Origin of the sequence: Streptomyces sp. IBSBF 3136 (genome assembly GCF_036815105.1) — a bacterium.
GTDB lineage: Bacteria > Actinomycetota > Actinomycetes > Streptomycetales > Streptomycetaceae > Streptomyces.
Genome location: NZ_JAJSZC010000001.1, coordinates 68,187 through 83,670, shown reverse-complemented (window position 1 = coordinate 83,670; position 15,484 = coordinate 68,187). Strand labels below are relative to the sequence as shown.

The 15,484-nt window shown below is 76.2% G+C and carries 15 protein-coding genes; 14 read left to right on the top strand and 1 reads right to left on the bottom strand.

Annotated features, from left to right (window positions below):
- Positions 1-6: 6 nt before the first annotated feature.
- The 12 genes from V7E45_RS00310 to V7E45_RS00255 all read left to right on the top strand — a co-directional run bounded on the left by V7E45_RS00310 (position 7) and on the right by V7E45_RS00255 (position 13,076).
- Positions 7-1,650: a carbamoyltransferase family protein gene (locus tag V7E45_RS00310; protein ID WP_333772014.1), complete on the top strand. Its 1,644-nt coding sequence runs from the start codon at positions 7-9 to the stop codon at positions 1,648-1,650.
- Complete coding sequence (locus tag V7E45_RS00305; protein ID WP_333772013.1) at positions 1,647-2,642, top strand: glycosyltransferase family 2 protein; 996 nt, start codon at positions 1,647-1,649, stop codon at positions 2,640-2,642. Before V7E45_RS00310 ends, V7E45_RS00305 begins: the two co-directional genes overlap by 4 nt.
- Entirely contained in the window at positions 2,639-3,514 is an 876-nt protein-coding gene (locus V7E45_RS00300) for a D-glycero-alpha-D-manno-heptose-1,7-bisphosphate 7-phosphatase (RefSeq protein WP_333772012.1), read from the top strand. The genes V7E45_RS00305 and V7E45_RS00300 overlap by 4 nt, the downstream gene beginning before the upstream one ends.
- Positions 3,511-4,521, top strand: a complete 1,011-nt coding sequence (locus V7E45_RS00295; RefSeq protein WP_333772011.1) for a glycosyltransferase family 9 protein — start codon at positions 3,511-3,513, stop codon at positions 4,519-4,521. The genes V7E45_RS00300 and V7E45_RS00295 overlap by 4 nt, the downstream gene beginning before the upstream one ends.
- The gene (locus V7E45_RS00290; protein WP_333772010.1) at positions 4,518-5,480 is read left to right on the top strand and encodes a glycosyltransferase; all 963 of its coding nucleotides are present in this window, start codon (positions 4,518-4,520) and stop codon (positions 5,478-5,480) included. The genes V7E45_RS00295 and V7E45_RS00290 overlap by 4 nt, the downstream gene beginning before the upstream one ends.
- Complete coding sequence (locus tag V7E45_RS00285) at positions 5,477-6,712, top strand: glycosyltransferase (protein WP_333772009.1); 1,236 nt, start codon at positions 5,477-5,479, stop codon at positions 6,710-6,712. The genes V7E45_RS00290 and V7E45_RS00285 overlap by 4 nt, the downstream gene beginning before the upstream one ends.
- Positions 6,709-7,428, top strand: a complete 720-nt coding sequence (locus tag V7E45_RS00280) for a D-sedoheptulose-7-phosphate isomerase (RefSeq protein ID WP_333772008.1) — start codon at positions 6,709-6,711, stop codon at positions 7,426-7,428. Before V7E45_RS00285 ends, V7E45_RS00280 begins: the two co-directional genes overlap by 4 nt.
- Positions 7,425-8,882 (top strand): PfkB family carbohydrate kinase, encoded by a 1,458-nt coding sequence (locus V7E45_RS00275; protein WP_333772007.1) that lies wholly within the window; start codon positions 7,425-7,427, stop codon positions 8,880-8,882. Before V7E45_RS00280 ends, V7E45_RS00275 begins: the two co-directional genes overlap by 4 nt.
- Positions 8,879-9,871 carry a glycosyltransferase family 9 protein gene (locus V7E45_RS00270; RefSeq protein WP_333772006.1) on the top strand — a complete coding sequence of 331 codons (993 nt, stop codon included), beginning with the start codon at positions 8,879-8,881 and terminating at the stop codon, positions 9,869-9,871. Before V7E45_RS00275 ends, V7E45_RS00270 begins: the two co-directional genes overlap by 4 nt.
- Positions 9,861-10,790, top strand: a complete 930-nt coding sequence (locus V7E45_RS00265; RefSeq protein ID WP_333772005.1) for a glycosyltransferase family 2 protein — start codon at positions 9,861-9,863, stop codon at positions 10,788-10,790. The genes V7E45_RS00270 and V7E45_RS00265 overlap by 11 nt, the downstream gene beginning before the upstream one ends.
- A gap of 325 nt (positions 10,791-11,115) precedes the next feature.
- The gene (locus V7E45_RS00260; RefSeq protein ID WP_333772004.1) at positions 11,116-12,525 is read left to right on the top strand and encodes an ANTAR domain-containing protein; all 1,410 of its coding nucleotides are present in this window, start codon (positions 11,116-11,118) and stop codon (positions 12,523-12,525) included.
- A gap of 95 nt (positions 12,526-12,620) precedes the next feature.
- Complete coding sequence (locus tag V7E45_RS00255; protein ID WP_333772003.1) at positions 12,621-13,076, top strand: RpiB/LacA/LacB family sugar-phosphate isomerase; 456 nt, start codon at positions 12,621-12,623, stop codon at positions 13,074-13,076.
- Positions 13,077-13,145: 69 nt separating this feature from the next.
- Here the strand turns inward: V7E45_RS00255 and V7E45_RS00250 are convergent, their stop codons facing one another.
- Positions 13,146-13,511 carry a DUF6479 family protein gene (locus tag V7E45_RS00250; RefSeq protein ID WP_333772002.1) on the bottom strand — a complete coding sequence of 122 codons (366 nt, stop codon included), beginning with the start codon at positions 13,509-13,511 and terminating at the stop codon, positions 13,146-13,148.
- 153 nt (positions 13,512-13,664) lie between these two features.
- Between V7E45_RS00250 and V7E45_RS00245 the strand changes: the two genes are divergently transcribed.
- Positions 13,665-14,039 (top strand): ferredoxin, encoded by a 375-nt coding sequence (locus tag V7E45_RS00245; RefSeq protein ID WP_333772001.1) that lies wholly within the window; start codon positions 13,665-13,667, stop codon positions 14,037-14,039.
- Positions 14,040-14,206: 167 nt separating this feature from the next.
- The gene (locus tag V7E45_RS00240) at positions 14,207-15,385 is read left to right on the top strand and encodes an acyl-CoA dehydrogenase family protein (RefSeq protein WP_333772000.1); all 1,179 of its coding nucleotides are present in this window, start codon (positions 14,207-14,209) and stop codon (positions 15,383-15,385) included.
- Positions 15,386-15,484: the final 99 nt, after the last annotated feature.

The following is a 15,484-nucleotide window of genomic DNA, read 5'->3' as shown; positions in this document are numbered from 1 at the left end:
CAGCGCATGCACGTCCTCGGTATCAACGCCCTCTTCCACGACCCCGCGGCGGCCCTGGTCACGGACGGCAAGGTGGTGGCGGCGGCGGAGGAAGAACGTTTCTCCCGTCGTAAGCACGGCAAGCGGCCCGTCCCCTTCTCCGCCTGGGAACTGCCCGAGCAGTCGGCCCGCTGGTGCCTGGAGCAGGCCGGTCTCACCCCTTCCGACCTGGACGCCGTCGCCTACTCCTACGACCCCGCGCTCGCCCGCCCCGCCGAAGCCATGGGCCTCGACGACCCGTGGGACCACCTGCGCCAGGAGTACGCCCGACGGGCCCCCGGCTTCCTCGCCGAGGCGCTGCCGGGCCTCGACCCGGCCAAGGTCCGCTTCGTCGCCCACCACGTCGCCCACGCCGCCTCCGCCGGGCCCGTGTCGCCGTACCCCGACTGCGCCGTCCTCGTCCTCGACGGGCGCGGCGAGTGCGGCTCGCACCTGGCCGGCCGCTACACCAACCGGGAGCTGACCGTCCTCGGCACCCAGCAACTGCCCGACTCCCTCGGCCTGTTCTACGAGGATCTCACCCAGCACCTCGGATTCCTGCGCAGCAGCGACGAGTTCAAGGTGATGGCCCTCGCGTCGTACGGCACCCCGCGCTTCGCCGACCGCCTGCGCGCGTACGTGCACGCCGACGACACCGAAGGTCCCCATGGCTTCCGGGCCCGCCCGGTGCCCTGGGCCGAACTCGTCCCGCCCCGCCCGCCCGGCGGCGACTGGAGCCCGGACCACGCCGACCTCGCTGCCAGCGCCCAGCTCTGCCTGGAGGAGACCGTGCTCGCCCTCGCCCGCCGGCTGCGCGAACGCACCGGCGAGGACGCCCTGGCCCTGGCCGGTGGCGTCGCGCTCAACTGCGTCGCCAACACCCGGCTGTGGCGGGAGAGCGGCTTCCGGCACGTGTGGGTGCAGCCCGCCGCCGGGGACGCCGGCACCGCCCTGGGCGCGGCCGCCCACGTCGCCGGCCAGAAGGACACCTTGGAGCCGATGCCGACCGCCGCCCTGGGCCGCGGCTGGAGCGACACCGAGCTGCGCGCGTGGCTGGACCGGGCGGCCGTCCCCTACGAGGAGCCCGCCGACATCGCCGAGACCGCCGCCGAGGCACTGGCGGCCGACGGCATCGTGGCCTGGTTCCAGGGCCGCGCCGAGTACGGGCCGCGCGCCCTCGGCCACCGCTCGCTGCTGGCCCACCCGGGCCACGCGGCGAACGTCGAACGCCTCAACGCGGTCAAGGGCCGCGAGGAGTTCCGGCCCGTCGCCCCCATGGTCCTCGCGGAACGCGCGGCCGAGATGTTCGACGGCCCGCTGCCCAGCCCCCACATGCTGTTCGTGCACGACGTGGCCGCCGACTGGCGGGCCCGCATCCCGGCCGTCGTGCACGTCGACGGGACCGCCCGCATCCAGACCGTGGACCGCGCGGAGGAACCCCTGGTGGCCCGCGTGATCGACGGGTTCGAACGGCGCACCGGCCTGCCGGTGGTGGTCAACACCAGCCTGAACACCGCCGGGCGGCCCATGGTGGACGATCCCCGCGACGCCCTGGAGTGCTTCGGCTCCGCCCCCGTCGACCTGCTCGTCCTCGGCCCCTTCGCGATCCGGCGACGAAAGGCCTTCGCATGACATCCGCGCCCGCCTACACCGTCGTCGTCCCGACGATCGGCCGCCCCTGCCTCGCCGAGTGCCTGCGCGCGCTGGCCGGGGCGCAGGGACACCCGCCGCACGAGGTGATCGTGGTCGACGACCGGCCCGACACCGAGGGCGACCTGCCCCTGGAGGCCGCCGGACTGCTGCTCGACCGGGTACGCACCCTGCGCACCGGCGGCAAGGGCCCGGCCGCGGCCCGCAACGCCGGGTGGCGCACCGTCCGGACGCCCTGGACCGTCTTCCTCGACGACGACGTCCAGGTGCTCCCCGACTGGTCCCACCGGCTCGCCGACGACCTGCGGGGGGCCGGCGAGGAGGTCGGCGGCATCCAGGGACTGCTGCGTGTCCCGCTGCCCACGGACCGTCGGCCCACCGACTGGGAACGCAACACCAAGGGCCTGGAGAACGCGGCCTGGGCCACCGCCGACATGGCGTACCGGACCGCCGCGCTCACCCTGGTCGACGGCTTCGACGAACGCTTCCCGCGCGCCTTCCGCGAGGACGCCGACCTCGCCCTGCGCATCGAACGCGCCGGCTGGAGCCTGTGCCGGGGCACGCGTGTCACCCGGCACCCCGTCCGCCCGGCCCACTGGTGGGCCTCGCTGCCCGCCCAGCGCGGCAACGCCGACGACGCCCTGATGAGCCGGCTGCACGGGCGCGACTGGTGGCGCCGCGCCCAGGCGCCCCGCGGCCGGCTGCCCCGGCACCTGGCGGTGACCGGCGCGGCCCTCGCCGCCGCCGGCTGCGCCCTGGCGGGCCGCCGCCGCGCCGCCACCGTCTGCGCCGCGCTGTGGACCCTGGGCACGGCCGAATTCGCCCTGGCGCGCATCCTGCCCGGCCCCCGCACCGCCCGCGAGATCGCCGGGATGCTCGGCACCAGCGTGCTCATCCCGCCCCTCGCCGTCCGGCACTGGACGCGCGGAGTCCTGCGCCACCGCAACGCCGAGCCCCTGGGAGGTGCCGGGTGAACACCGACCGGCCGCCCGTCGCGGCGGTGCTGTTCGACCGCGACGGCACCCTCGTGGCGGACGTGCCCTACAACGGCGACCCCGACCGCGTCCGGCTGCTGCCCGGCGCCGCTGCGGCGGTCCGGCTGGTCCGCCGGGCCGGCCTGGGCACCGCCGTGGTCAGCAACCAGTCGGGCATCGGCCGCGGACTGCTCACCACCGAGCAGGTGCGGGCCGTCAACGAACGGGCGGACCGGCTGCTCGGCGGAGTCGGCGCCTGGCTGTTCTGCCCGCACGCCCCGGACGCCGGCTGCGCCTGCCGCAAGCCACGCCCGGGCCTGATCCTCGAGGCGGCCGCCCGGCTCGGCCTCCCACCCGCGCGGTGCCTGGTGATCGGCGACATCGCGGCCGACGTCCTGGCCGCCCGCGCGGCCGGCGCGCGCGGCGTACTCGTACCGAACGCGGCCACCGCACCCGAAGAGGTCCACCGCTTCGCCACCGACAGCGCCCCCGACCTCCTGACGGCGGTACGCGAGGCCCTGACCGAAGCGGGGACGGCGGCCCCAGCGGCCGACGCCGACGGCGCAGGCTCGATCTGGCGTCCACCCATGCCGACGACATCGGCCCGCCGGTCCGGGACCGGCCTCCACCCGCCCCCGGCCGAAGGCGCGCCCGTGGCGCCGCCGGTCCGGCCCGCGGCGCTTGGCCCCGAGGCGGTGGCGGCCGATGCCGGCGGGGTCGGCAACGCACTTGCGGTGCCACCGGTCCGCCCCGCGGCGACCGGTTCCGAGGCGGTGGCCCGGGCGGCGGCCGGCGTCGACGCGGGGCGTCGGGCGTGGGGGCGGGGGGCGTCGCGTGCGTCGTTCGGCGCGGACCGGAGGAGGTCGTCGTGAAGGCCCTGGTCGTTCGGCTCGACAGCTTCGGCGATGTGCTGCTGGCCGGGCCCGCCGTGCGGGCGGTCGCCGCGCACTGCTCGCGCGTGTCCATGCTGTGCGGACCGCGGGGGGCCGACGTCGCCCGGCTGCTGCCCGGCGTCGACGACGTGCTGGAGTGGGAGGCACCCTGGGAGGGCTTCGACCCGCCCGCCGTCGATGCGGCCGGCATCGACCGGCTGCTGTACCGCCTGCGCGCGGCCGCCTTCGACACCGCCCTGATCCTCACCTCCTTCCATCAGAGCCCGCTGCCGACCGCGCTGCTGCTGCGGCTCGCGGGCATCGAGCGGATCGGCGCAGAGAGCGTCGACCACCCCGGCCGGCTGCTGGACGTGCGCCACCGGCGCCGCGAGGGCCGGCACGAGGCCGAGGCCGCCCTCGACACCGCGGCCGCCATGGGCTTCACGCCACCCGACGGCGACGACGGCCGGCTGCGCGTGCTCCCGCCCCCGGACACCAGCGACATGACCGGCCACGGCCCCTACGTCGTGCTGCACCCCGGCGCCACCGCCCCGGCCCGCGCCTGGAGCCCCCACCGCTGCGAGGAGGCCGTCGCGCTGCTCGCCGACGCCGGGCACCGCGTCGTCGTCACCGGCGGCCCGGGCGAGACCGCGCTCACCCGCCGGGTGAGCGGGGACGTCGCCGTGGACCTGGGCGGCCGGACCGGCCCGCGCACCCTGGCCGGCGTGCTGCGCATGGCCGACGTCGTGGTCAGCGCCAACACCGGACCGGCCCACCTCGCCGCCGCCGTCGGCACCCCCGTGGTGTCGCTGTTCGCGCCGGTGGTCCCGGCCGACCGCTGGGCACCGTACGGCGTCCCCACCATCCTCCTCGGCGACCAGTCGGCGCCGTGCGCGGACACCAGGGCCCTGGTCTGCCCGGTGCCCGGCCACCCCTGCCTGGACGAGGTCACCGGACAGGACGTGGTGCGCGCGGTGCACAAGCTCACGCAGGAGCGGCACTCATGAACATCCTCGTCTGGCACGTGCACGGATCCTGGCTCACCGCCTTCGTGCAGGGCCCGCACACCTACCTCGTCCCGGTCACCGAGGACCGCGGACCCGACGGCCTCGGCCGCGCGCGGACCTGGGACTGGCCCGGCACGGTGCTGGAGCGGACGCCCGCGGAACTGCGCGACTGCGACATCGACCTGATGGTGCTCCAGCGCCCGCACGAACCCGAGCTCGCCCGGCGCTGGACCGGCCGCCGGCCCGGCGTGGACGTGCCCGCCGTGTACGTCGAGCACAACAGCCCCGACGAGTCCCCGGAACGGCAACGGCACCCGCTCGCCGGGCAGACCCGCGTCCCCGTCGTCCACGTCACCCACTTCAACCGGCTGATGTGGGACAACGGCAGCGCCCCGACCGAGGTCGTCGAGCACGGCATCATCGATCCCGGCCCGCTGTGGACCGGCACCGAGCGGCGGGCCGCCGTCGTCGTCAACGAACCCGTGCGCAGGGGCCGTACCACCGGAACCGACCTGCTGCCCCGGTTCGCCCGGTCTGCGCCCCTCGACGTCTTCGGCATGCGCACCGAGGGACTCGCCGGACACCTGAACCTGCCCCCCGAGCGCTGCCGCGCCCGGGACCTGCCCCAGCACGAACTCCACCGCGCGATGGCCCGCTGCCGGCTCTACCTGCACCCCGTCCGCTGGACCTCCCTCGGCCTCTCCCTGCTGGAGGCCATGTTCCTGGGCATGCCCGTGGTCGCCCTGGACACCACCGAGGTCCGCGAGGCGGTGCCCGAGGGCGCCGGGGTGGTCTCCAACCGCCTCGACGTCCTGGAGGACGCCGTACGGACGTTCCTCGCCGACGCACAGCACGCGCGCCGGACCGGAGCGGCGGCCCGGGCCGCGGCCCAGGCCCGCTACGGAGAGCGGCGCTTCCTGGACGACTGGGAGCGCCTGATCAAGGAGGTCACCCGATGAGCCGCATTCTGCCCACGGCCGGGCGCGTCGCCATGGTCTCCGAGCACGCCAGCCCCCTGGCCGCGCTCGGCGGACCGGACGCGGGCGGCCAGAACGTGTACGTGGCACAGGTCGCCCGCCAACTCGCCAGGAAGGGGTACCGCGTCACGGTGTACACCCGGCGCGACTCCCCGGGCCTGCCCGACCGGGTGACCCTCATCGACGGAGTACAAGTGGTGCACGTGCCCGCCGGGCCGCCCGCCCCCGTCCCCAAGGACGAACTCCTGCCGCACATGGCCGAGTTCGGCTCCTTCCTCGGCCGGCAGTGGTCCGCGGACCCGCCCGACGTGGTGCACTCCCACTTCTGGATGTCCGGCCTCGCGGCCCTCACCGGCACCCGGGGCCTCGGCATCCCAGTCGTGCAGACCTACCACGCCCTCGGCACCGTCAAGAAGCGCTACCAGGGCACCGACGACACCAGCCCGCCCGAGCGCGTCGCGATCGAGGAGGCCGTCGGCCACGAGTGCGCCGGGATCATCGCCACCTGCTCCGACGAGGTGGCCGAACTGCGGGCCATGGGCCTGCCCGAGGACCGCGTGACGGTCGTCCCCTGCGGGGTCGACCCGGACCAGTTCAGCCCGGTCGGCCGTCCCCGCACGATACCCGGCCTCCGGCGGCGGCTGCTGGCCGTCGGCCGGCTCGTGCCCCGCAAGGGCTTCGACCGCGCGATCCGCGCCCTCGCCGGCGTGCCGGACGCCGAACTCCTCATCGCGGGCGGCCCGGAGGCCGACCTGCTCGGCACCGAACCGGAGGCCGGACGCCTCCTCACCCTCGCGGGGGAGTACGGCGTCGCGGACCGCGTGACCCTGCTGGGCGGGGTCGGGAGGGACCGTATGCCCCGCCTGATGTCCAGCGCCGACCTGGTCCTGTCCCTGCCCCGCTACGAACCCTTCGGGATCGTCCCGCTGGAGGCCATGGCCTGCGCCACCCCGGTCGTCGCCACCGCCGTCGGCGGCCAGCTCGACACCGTCGTGGACGGCGTCACCGGCGTGCGGGTCCCGGCCGACGACGACCACGACCTCAGCGGCGTCATCCGGGCGCTGCTCGACGACCCCGACCGGCTCGCCGCCTACGGGGCCGCGGGAAGGGACCGCGTGCTGGCCCACTACACCTGGGACCGCGTGGCCGACGGCGTGGCCGGAGCGTACGGCGCCGTGTCCACGATCCCCTCGTTCTCGGGAGTCGTCCGATGAAGCCCGCCACCGACACCGCGCACTGCGACGACCTGATGAAGGCACTGGAGACGTTCCGCGACTGCGGCTCCCTCATCGAGCGCTGGGGCACCGGGCTGGCCCGCCGGCTGGGCTCCGGCGCCCGGCTGCTCGTCGCCGGGAACGGCGGCAGCGCCGCCCAGGCGCAGCACCTCACCGCCGAACTCGTGGGCCGCTACCGGGACGACCGGGCGCCGTTCTCCGCGCTCGCCCTGCACGCCGACACCTCCTCCACCACCGCGATCGCCAACGACTACGGCGTGCAGGAGGTGTTCGCCCGCCAGACCGCCGCCCACGGCCGCCCGGGCGACGTGCTGATGCTGCTGTCCACCAGCGGCGCCAGCGCCAACCTGCTGGCCGCGGCCGACCGCGCGCACGGCCTCGGCATGACGGTCTGGGCGATGACCGGCCGGGCCCCCAACCCGCTGCACCTCGCCGCCGACGAGGCCCTGTGCGTGGACGCCCCGGTGGCGGCCACCGTCCAGGAACTGCACCTGGTCGCCGTGCACATGCTCTGCGAGGCCTTCGACGAGGCGGTCGAGCGCGGCGAGGCCGACGGACGTGCCGAGGACGCCCGGACCGGGACGAACGGCCGGGCGGACGGCCGCGGCGGTGTGATGGGACGCCTCGTCGGGCGGGCCCGCGCCGGCCGGGCCCCGGCCGGCGACCCGGACGCCCACGGGGAAGGAGCCGCATGACCGCCTCCCGCACCCCCCTGCTCGTCGTCGGCGACGCCCTGCTCGACCACGACCTGTGCGGCCGGGCCGACCGGCTGGCCCCCGACGCGCCCGTGCCGGTGGTGCACGGCACCCGGCGCAGTTCGCGCCCCGGCGGCGCGGCCCTCGCCGCCTGCCTGGCCGCCGCCGACGGCCGTCCGGTCACCCTCGTCACCGCCCTCGGCGACGACGAGGCCAGCGGCGCCCTGCGCGCACTGCTGGCCGGCCGCGTCGACCTGATCGAGCTGTCCCTGGACGGGGAGCTGAGCTGCAAGACCCGCGTCCTCGCGGGGGACCGGCCGCTGCTGCGGCTCGACGACGGCGACGGACGCGCCCGCGAGGCCACCCCGCGGGCCCGGACGGCGGTCGCCGGGGCGGACGCCGTGCTCGTCGCCGACTACGGCCGCGGCACCGCCGACGTCCTCGGCGAGGCACTGGCGCAGGCGGCCGCGCGCGCACCCGTGGTGTGGGACCCGCACGTGCGCGGCGGTCCGCCGGTCCCCGGCGTACGGCTCTGCACGCCCTCGGCGCAGGAGGCCCGCCTCCTGGCCCGGCGGGCCGGCCAGGACGGCGGGCCCGGTGACGACGGCGGGCCCGGTGACGACGGCGGACTGCGCACGGCCGCCCGGGACGCCCGGGCCCTCGTGCGGGCCTGGCGGGCGCACGCCGTCGCGGTCACCCTCGGCGACCGCGGCGCGCTGCTCTCGCACGGCGAGACACCGCTGCTGGTGCCGACACCGGCCGGCGTGGCCGGCGACCCCTGCGGAGCCGGCGACCGGTTCGCCGCTGCCGCCGCCGCGCTCCTCGCCGACGGAGCCTTCACGGAAGACGCCGTGCAGGGCGCCGTGCACGCCGCCACCCGGTACGTGGCCGAGGGCGGCGCCCGCGCGGCCACCGCACCCGAACCGCACTCCGAACCGGCCACCGACCCGGACCCGGCCGGCGACCGGGACCCGACCGCCGACGCCCGCCGCACGGCCGCCCGGGTACGGGCGGCGGGCGGCACCGTCGTCGCCGCCGGCGGCTGCTTCGACCTGCTGCACGCCGGCCACGTCGCCTTGCTGCAAGCCGCCCGCCGGGCCGGTGACTGCCTCGTCGTCTGCGTCAACTCCGACGCCTCGGTGCGCCGGCGCAAGGGCGGCGGCCGCCCCCTCGTCCCGGTCGCCGACCGGGTACGGGTCCTGCGCGCCCTGGAGTGCGTCGACGCGGTCGCCGTCTTCGACGAGGACACCCCCGAACGCCTCCTCGGCGAACTGCGCCCGCACATCTGGGCCAAGGGCGGCGACTACGCCCGCACCCGCCTGCCCGAACAGCCGCTCGTGGAGAGCTGGGGCGGACAGGTCCTGCTGCTGCCCTACCTGGACGGCCGCTCCACCACCGGCCTGGCCCGCCGCGCCGCCCTGGCACCCGCACCCGCCGAGGGACCGGCCCGGTGACCCCCGCCCGGCACCCCCCGCGCGTGCTGGTGCTGCGCGCGCTCGGCCTCGGCGACCTGCTGGCCGGCGTGCCGGCCCTGCGCGGTGTCCGCCGCGCCTTCCCCGGCCACCGGATCCACCTCGCGCTGCCGCCGGGACTGGCCGAGGCCGCCCGGTCCACCGGGGCGGTCGACGCCGTCTTGCCGGCCGAGGCGCCCGGCCGGGCGGTGCCCTCCCTCACCCACTGGCCGGGGCCGCCGCCCGACGTGGCGATCGACCTGCACGGCAACGGCCCCGAGAGCCGCGACGCACTGGCCGCCCTGCACCCGCGCCGACTGCTCGCCCACGCCCTCCCGGACGGCCCGCCCTGGCCGGCCCACGCCCACGAACGGGACCGCTGGTGCCGTTTCCTGCACGCCTACGGCATCCCGGCCGACCCCCTCGACCTGCGCATCCCGCGGCCCACCACGCGGTCCCCGGCACCGGGCGCCGTCGTGGTGCACCCGGGGGCGGCCTCGGGCGCCCGCCGCTGGCCGGGCGAGCGGTTCGCCGCGGTCGTCCGGTGCCTGCGCGCGACCGGGCACCGGGTGGTGCTCACGGGCGGCCCCGGCGAGGAGGCCCTGGTGCGCTCCGTCGCCGAACGCGCCGGGCAGCCCGCCTCCGACGCGCTCACCGGCGGCCTGCCGTACGGGGAGCTGTCGGCCCTGGTGGCCGGGGCGTCCCTGGTGCTCAGCGGGGACACCGGACTCGCCCACCTCGCGGTGGCCCACGGCACCCCCTCGGTCACCCTCTTCGGACCGGTCTCGCCCCGGCTGTGGGGACCGCCACCCCTCCCCGAACACCTGGCCCTGTGGAAACCGGGCCCGCCCGGCGACCCGCACGGGCGCACCCCCGACGCCCGGCTGCTGCGCCTCGGCACCGGGGAGGTCGCGGCCGCCTGCCTGACCCAGCTGCGCCGGCCGCGCACCCGGCCCTCGCGCACCGCCCCCGAGGCGGCGCATGTCCACTGACCGGGCGCCGCGTACCGCCCGTGCGCCCACCATCGGACCCGACCCCCGGATCACGGTCGTCGTCATCACCCGCGACCGCTGCGCCAGCCTGCTGCGCACCCTCGACGCACTGGCCGCGCTGCCCGAGCGGCCGCCCGTCATCGTCGTCGACAACTCCAGCACCGACACCACCCGCCGGGCCGTCCAGGACCACCCCGCGGTCACCCGGCTGCTGCGCCCCGGCACCAACACCGGCGCCCTCGGCCGCAACCTCGCCGTCCGGCACGCCCGCACCCCCTACGTCGCCTTCAGCGACGACGACTCCTGGTGGACCCCGGGCTCCCTGCGCCGGGCCGCCGACCTCCTCGACCGGTATCCACGGCTCGGCCTGCTCGCCGCCCGCACCCTCGTCGGCGAGGAGGCCGCCGACGACCCGCTGAACGCCGTGCTCGCCGCCTCGCCGCTGCCCCGCGAGCCCGACCTGCCCGGCCGCCCGGTCCTCGGCTTCCTCGCCTGCGCCTCCGTGGTGCGCCGCGAGGCCTTCCTGGGCGCCGGCGGCTACCACCCGCTGCTCTTCTTCGGTGGCGAGGAGACCCTGCTCGCCTACGACCTCGCTTCCCGCGGCTGGGGCCTGGCCTACGAACCCGCCCTCAGCGCCCGCCACCAGCCCGGGGCACAGGGCCGCACCGGCCGCGCCGGCCTGGTCCGGCGCAACCACGTGCTCACGGCCTGCCTGCGCCGCCCCTGGCCCGTCGCCCTGCGCGCGGCCGCCGAGCTGGTCCTGGCCGCCGCCACCGGCCGCCCCGGCGCCCGCCGCGCCCTGCGCGAGACCCTCGTACGCCTGCCCGCGGCCCTGGCCCGGCGCCGTACCCTGCCCCCGCACGTCGAACACGCCGCCCGCCTGCTGGACCGCCGGGCGGCACCGGGAGCCACGCGATGAGCCGCGGTCACCCGGACGGCCGTACCACCGTCGTCCTGGTCAGGAGGAACCGCTCGCCTGCGACCTGCTGCGGCAGGGCCGGCGGCTCAGCTACGCCGAGGACCTCACCGCCCACCACGCGGCCTCCCGGCTGCGCGACAGCACCGCGCTCCGGGACGTCGGCTGAGCACTCGGACCCCCGCACGGTCACCCGGTCCGTCGGCTGAGCACCCCGACCGCCGCGCGGTCACGTCGAGTTGAGAGTCGGCCACGGAGCGTGCAAGGTGGTGCGACGGTCGGGAAGAGGCCGAACCGGTTCCGTGCGACATCCTCCTGTGGTGGTGCGATGAGATGCTCTTCCGGCCGCCAGGCCGCTCCGGCCCCCCTCGTCATCGAGTCGTCCGTCGTCGAGGCCGAGGGCCTGCCCGCCGAAGGCGCCCTGCTGCTGCGCATGTCCGGCAGCCTCGACCCGCTGGGGGCCGAGGCGTGGTCGGACGAACTCGCCGGTCACCTGGAACACGCCGACCGGGCGGGACTGCGCCCGGTCCTCGACATGGGCCATGTACAACTGGGCGGCGCCGCCGTACTGCGCACGCTCAGGGAGACCACCCGGGCCCGCACCGGACGCCCGGACCTGATCGTCGTCCGGGCCCGCCCCGGCGTCCGCGAGGCGGTGCATCTCGCCCGGCTCGACGGCGTACGCCTCTTCTCCACCCTCGACGAGGCGCTCGGCGAACTGACCCGCGCCGAGACCCCGGTCGAGGACCTGCCCGTCTGGCGCTCCCAGATCACCGACCCGGTGCGGCCCTCGTACGAGGACCTGCACAAGGAGGTCCGGGCCCTGCGCGCCCGGGTGCGCACCGCGCCGGTGATCGGCATGGCCCAGGGCATGCTCATGGCCCGCTACGGGCTGCCCGACTCCGGCACCGCCTTCCGTGAGCTGCGGGCGGCCTCCCAGCGGTTCAACGTGCCGCTGCGGGTCCTGGTGTCCGCCGTCGTGGCGGCCCGGCCGCCGGACGGGACTCAGTGGTTCCCCGGACGCCGGCCGCTGCCGGTGCCCGCGCTGCGCGTCCTCGGCCGCGGCGACCGCGACCCGCGCTGCCGCCGGCTGATGATCGACGCCGCGCTGCGCGAGGCACTGGCCGCCGGACGGGCCCCCGGCGGGTACGTAAGGCTCGCCGACCCCGCGGTGAACGCCCTGATGCCGGAGAGCCACCACGGCTGCGACGACGGGCTCCTGGACCATCTGCTGCGAGGCCGCGCCTCCGACACGGCCGACGGGGCCGTGCGGAGCACCGGACGCCGGGTGAGCGTGCCCGACGTGGCCGGGGACCCGCGGCTCGGCGACGACGGCCGGCGCGCCCTGCTGGCCGCCGGCGTCCGTGCCCTGGTGACCCTGCCCGTCGTCTCCGCCGCCGGTTCCTGCGCGGGCGTGATCACCCTGCACTGGCCGGACGCCGGGCACCGGCCGACCGCCGCGCAGACCCGGGCCCTGGACGCGCTGGCCGCCGAGACGGGGGCCTGGCTCGGCTGGTACCACCGCTCGGTGCTCCTGGACGCGCTGGAAGATCTGCACCGCACGCTGACCGCGCGCCGCGCCGAGTCCGCCGCACACCCGCGGCCCGGCCCGGGCGACCGCGCGGCGGGTGCGTCACCCGCGCGCGCCGGGAACCCGGACCCCGCACGAACGAGCACCCCCCGGCACCGCCCCGAGGGAGTCCGGCGGCGTGCCGCCGGCGCAGCAGCGCGCCCCTGACCGGCCCGGCCTTCGCGGCCCCCACGGCTCCGGCGGCGGCACCAGCCCCCTCCGGGGCCGCTTCGCGCCGTCCCGGTGGCGGCTAGGCTCGGGACATGCGGATCTCCGTCTCCTCCGACATGGACGAACCCGTCGCCCGTCTCCTCGTCGAGGAGCTGCGTCGACGCGGCCACGAGGTGCGCGCGCACGGCGCGTTGCGGCCGGGTGCCGACCCGCAGTGGGCGGTCTGCTCGGAGGCGGCGGCCCGAGAGGTCGCCGAGGGCGCGGCCGACCAGGCCGTCGTGTGCTGCTGGACGGGTACCGGCGCGTCCATCGCCGCGAACAAGGTCCGGGGCGTCCGGGCGGCCCTGTGCACCGACGCCGCCACGGCCGAGGGGGCCCGCCGCTGGAACGACGCCAACGTGCTGGCGCTCAGCCTGCGGCTCACCTCGGCGCCGGTGCTCACGGAGATCCTCGACTCCTGGTTCACGGCCGAGCCGAGCCAGGACCCGGAGGACCTGCGCAACGTGGCCCGCGTCGGCCGTCTCGACGCCGCCAGGGAAAACTCCTAGGGGGCGAGAGGGGGCCGGTGCGGGCGCGGTTCGGTGTGGTCGGTGGCGTGGGCCGGACGGTGATGCCGTTCAGTGGGCGCCGAGTCCGCCACCGCCGAACGAGCCGCTCGACCCCTTGCTCCAGCGCGGGCGTTCCTTGTTCTCGCTCGTTCTGGTGTGCATGTTGGTCAGCTCGTACGGGGTGAGGGCGCGGCCGCCCTTGGGCACCTGCGGAACCTCGTCGGGTTCCCTGTTCTCCTGTAGCTCGCGCACCGCACCGTCCGGTGGCAGGTGCGGCTGCTCATCGGGGCGTGGGCGGGGGGACTCGCGGTACTTGACGCGGGAGTTCATCCAGAAGCCACCGGCGAGCATGGCCAGGAGCAACACCGCTATCAGGAAGAGGACGAGGCTCATCAGACCGCTCGCCGCGGCCAGCTGCGTCTGTGCGGTACTCATAGCTCAGGAGTACCCCGCCCAGACCGGGACGAACCGGACACCTTGCGTGACCGGAGGTCACCCGCCGGGCCCCGGTCCGGTACCGGTCGGCGCTCGCCTCCAGTGCCCCGCCCGTACGCGTTTGCGGTGCCGCCGTCCGGCTACCCGCCCGGTGTGACACCGTCGACTTCACCGCAGCAGCTCTACAGGTTCCTGGAGGACCGCTTCACCTGCGCCCAGGCCTGCACCGAGTGCGCCAGGGCCTGTGCGGTGCGCGCGAGCCTCCTGGACCCGGACGGCACCGAGCAGCAGGAGCGCGTACGCCGCATGGGCATCATGTGCGCCGAGGTGTGCGACGCCACCTGCCGGATGCTGTCCGAACAGAACCGGCAGGACGAGGAAGGGATCAGAGTCCAGCTGGAGTGGTGCCGCTCGGTCTCCGTCGACTGCGCGCACGCCTTCGACGGGCAGTCCGGCGCCGAGTCGGCCGCCGACGCCTGCCGGGCCTGCGCGGACGCGTGCTCGGACTTCATGGTGACCCTCGGCTGACCGGCTGACCGGCTGACCGTCTGACCGGGCGAGCCGATCCCGGGTGCGAGAAACCGCTCAGCGGAACCGATCCACCGGTTCCGATCCCCGGCTCGCCATTCCCTATTTCTGCAACACGTTCTACGGTGTGCGCCGTCAGGACCGCCCTTGGGGACCCTGGAGGCGCCGTGCACCTCGACCACACGCCCGAGCAGCAGCGACTGCGCAGCGAGCTGCGTGCCTACTTCGCCGAGCTGGTACCCGAGCACGCCTACGCGCGCTACGCCGACCGCGCCGGGCAGAAGCGGTTCTACCGCGAGACCATCCGCCGCCTCGGCGCCGACGGCTGGCTCGGTGTCGGCTGGCCCGAGGAGTACGGCGGGCGCGGCATGACGGCCATGGAGCAGTTCATCTTCTTCGACGAGGCCGCCCAGGCCGGTGTGCCGCTGCCCCTGATGGCGCTGAACACGGTCGGTCCGACGATCATGCGGTACGGCACCGAGGAGCAGAAGGCGTACTTCCTGCCCCGGGTGCTGTCCGGCGAGATCGACTTCGCGATCGGCTACAGCGAGCCCGAGGCCGGTACCGACCTCGCGTCCCTGAAGACACGCGCAGTACGGGAGGGCGACGAGTACGTCGTCAACGGCCAGAAGATCTGGACCACCAACGGCGACACCGCGGACTGGGTGTGGCTCGCCGTGCGCACCGACCCCGCGGCACCGCCGCACCAGGGCATCACCATGCTCCTGGTCCCGACCTCGGACCCGGGCTACTCCTGCACCGTCATCAACACCCTGGCCTCGCACGACACCACCGCCAGCTACTACGAGGACATCAGGGTCCCCGTGTCCCGGCGGGTCGGCGAGGAGAACCGGGGCTGGCGGCTGATCACCAACCAGCTCAACCACGAACGCGTCACCCTGGCCGCCCACGGCACCATGGCCGTCCGCGCCCTGCACGACGTGCAGCGCTGGGCGATGGAGACCAAGCTGGCCGACGGCCGGCGGGTGGCCGACCTGCCCTGGGTGCGCCGCCTGCTGGCCCGGACCCACACCCGGCTCGACGCCATGAAGCTCCTCAACTGGCAGATGGTCTCGGCGGTCCAGGAGGGCACGCTCACCCCGCAGGACGCCTCCGCCGTCAAGGTCTACGGCTCCGAGGCCCGCCGCGACGCCTACGCCTGGCTCATGGAGATCACCGCCGCCGCGGGCCCGCTGAAGGAGGGCTCGGCGGGAGCGGTCCTGCATGGCGAACTGGAGCGCGGCTACCGCTCGGCGGTGATCTTCACCTTCGGCGGCGGCAACAACGAGATCCAGCGCGAGATCATCTCCTGGATCGGCCTCGGAATGCCCCGGGTGCGGCGGTGAGTGTCTGCGGCCACCGTCGGTAGCGAGGATGCGTCCGCGAGTGGAGTGGGCGTCTCTGCGCTGCGGAGTGCGGCCGGGGGCGTCAGTCCTTCGCATGGT

Excerpts from the sequence above, each read along its gene's own strand:
- V7E45_RS00310 (WP_333772014.1), top strand. The coding sequence starts at position 7 with ATGCACGTCCTCGGTATCAACGCCCTCTTCCACGACCCCGCGGCGGCC.
- V7E45_RS00305 (WP_333772013.1), top strand. The coding sequence starts at position 1,647 with ATGACATCCGCGCCCGCCTACACCGTCGTCGTCCCGACGATCGGCCGC.
- V7E45_RS00290 (WP_333772010.1), top strand. The coding sequence starts at position 4,518 with ATGAACATCCTCGTCTGGCACGTGCACGGATCCTGGCTCACCGCCTTC.
- V7E45_RS00285 (WP_333772009.1), top strand. The coding sequence starts at position 5,477 with ATGAGCCGCATTCTGCCCACGGCCGGGCGCGTCGCCATGGTCTCCGAG.
- V7E45_RS00280 (WP_333772008.1), top strand. The coding sequence starts at position 6,709 with ATGAAGCCCGCCACCGACACCGCGCACTGCGACGACCTGATGAAGGCA.
- V7E45_RS00275 (WP_333772007.1), top strand. The coding sequence starts at position 7,425 with ATGACCGCCTCCCGCACCCCCCTGCTCGTCGTCGGCGACGCCCTGCTC.
- V7E45_RS00265 (WP_333772005.1), top strand. The coding sequence starts at position 9,861 with ATGTCCACTGACCGGGCGCCGCGTACCGCCCGTGCGCCCACCATCGGA.
- V7E45_RS00260 (WP_333772004.1), top strand. The coding sequence starts at position 11,116 with ATGAGATGCTCTTCCGGCCGCCAGGCCGCTCCGGCCCCCCTCGTCATC.
- V7E45_RS00255 (WP_333772003.1), top strand. The coding sequence starts at position 12,621 with ATGCGGATCTCCGTCTCCTCCGACATGGACGAACCCGTCGCCCGTCTC.
- V7E45_RS00250 (WP_333772002.1), bottom strand. The coding sequence starts at position 13,511 with ATGAGTACCGCACAGACGCAGCTGGCCGCGGCGAGCGGTCTGATGAGC.